The organism is Bradyrhizobium ferriligni (assembly GCF_056837965.1).
Genome location: NZ_JBXEJO010000173.1, coordinates 1 through 1,681 on the forward strand (window position 1 = coordinate 1; position 1,681 = coordinate 1,681).

Consider the following 1,681-nt stretch of genomic DNA (forward strand, 5'->3'; position numbering starts at 1 on the left):
GGGTGGGGGTGTGTCCACGAGTCATTTTGTGGAAAGAGCCCCACCCGGATTGCATCTTCGATGCAATCCGACCTCCCCCGCAAGCGGGAGAGGTGCAACGAGTCCGCGGATGTAGCGTCATACAACAAGGGAGGCTCGCGATGATCGACCATATCGGCTTTTCTGTCTCCGACTATCAACGCGCGAAGGCTTTCTACCAGACGGCGCTGGCGCCGCTCGGCTACGGCCTGATCATGGAAGTGCCTGCGGAAGTGACCGGGCACGCGCCCGCCGCGGGCTTCGGCGCCGACGGCAAGCCGGACTTCTGGATCGGCGGCGAAGGCGCGATGAACAAGCCGGTGCATATCGCCATCACGGCCAAGGACCGCGCCACCGTCGATGCCTTCTACAAGGCAGCGATGGCGGCCGGCGGCCGCGACAACGGCGCGCCCGGCATTCGCGCGCATTATCACCCGAACTATTACGGCGCATTCGTGCTCGATCCGGACGGCCACAATATCGAGGCGGTCTGCCACGCGCCCGGGTGAAACATCGGAACGCCGCGGCGCGCGATCCGTTGTCGCTTCGAACTTCGATGGAGCGATCAATGGGCGCGACGCGATCTGGCATCGGCAACCGCGGGGTCCCGACATGATGCCGATCGAGCCGCCCGAGATTCCGCCGACGACGCCGGGCACCCCGAGCGAACCTCCGCCGGGAATTCCACCCGGCAATCCGCGACCGGAGATTCCGGAGCCGGTGCGCGAACCCGGCGAGCCGCCGCGACCGGACGAGTTGCCCGGCAAGACACCTGACGAATCACCGGTGCGCGGACCGCCCGGACCGTCCGGCCCACCGCCTGCGACGGATCGACTCGCCGGCCGGTGAGCCACTCTTGCGCCTTGGTTCCACGTCGATTGCAAATGTGTCGGTGCGTTTCTTCTGAACGCGCGGTGAACAATCGCACATGCAACCCGTTATAATGTCGAAATAAACTTCGCCGATGATTCGTGGCTCGCCACAATCCGGCCTAACGGCTGGCGGTTCATCGTCCTGCCGAATTGTTCGGTTCTCACTTTGCTTTCCTGCCCAGACTTTCCGCCGGGGACTCCTAGACAATGACAAAGCTTCGTCTCGTGCTGCTTGCCACGACTGCGCTGACGGTGATGCAATTCGCCACCTCAGCGTCGCACGCCCAAACTTCGCCTCTGGTCGTCGCACAGGCGCAGCAGAAGGAAGAAACCGGACCTGACGGAAAGCCGAAAGCGCGGCCGGCGCCGGGCGCACCGGCTGCTCCTGCACGTCCGGCACCGCCGGCGGCCGCGCCGCACCCGCAGGCGCCACCTCCCGCTGCGGCACCGGCACATCCTGCTCCGCCGCCGGCGGCAGCGCCCGCGAAGCCGACCCCGCCTGCAGCACCGGCCCGGCCCGAGCCGCCCGCAGCTGCACCGGCAAAGCCGACGCCGCCTCCGGCAGCCGCGCCGCATCCGGCGCCGCCGCCGGCTCCCGCACGGCCCGAGCCGCCTGCCGCGCGCCCGACGACGCCTCCGCCGTCTGCGGCTCCTGCGCATCCCACACCGCCGCCGCCCGCGGCCGCGCCCGCGAAGCCATCGCAGGCACCGGCACGTCCGGAGCCGCCCGCAGCGGCGCCTGCGAAACCGACCCCGCCACCGCCGGCGGCCGCCCCCGCACATCCGACGCC

Annotated in this window: 2 protein-coding genes and 1 pseudogene; all 3 read left to right on the plus strand. The window is 68.9% G+C overall.

Annotated features, from left to right (window positions below; genetic code table 11):
* Positions 1-140 precede the first annotated feature (140 nt).
* Positions 141-527, plus strand: a complete 387-nt coding sequence (locus AC1VNY_RS42395) for a VOC family protein (RefSeq protein ID WP_482409651.1) — start codon at positions 141-143, stop codon at positions 525-527.
* 106 nt (positions 528-633) lie between these two features.
* Positions 634-867, plus strand: a complete 234-nt coding sequence (locus AC1VNY_RS42400; RefSeq protein WP_304500447.1) for a hypothetical protein — start codon at positions 634-636, stop codon at positions 865-867.
* Between the two features lie 230 nt (positions 868-1,097).
* Positions 1,098-1,681: pseudogene (locus tag AC1VNY_RS42405) on the plus strand (OmpA family protein); the annotation flags it as partial.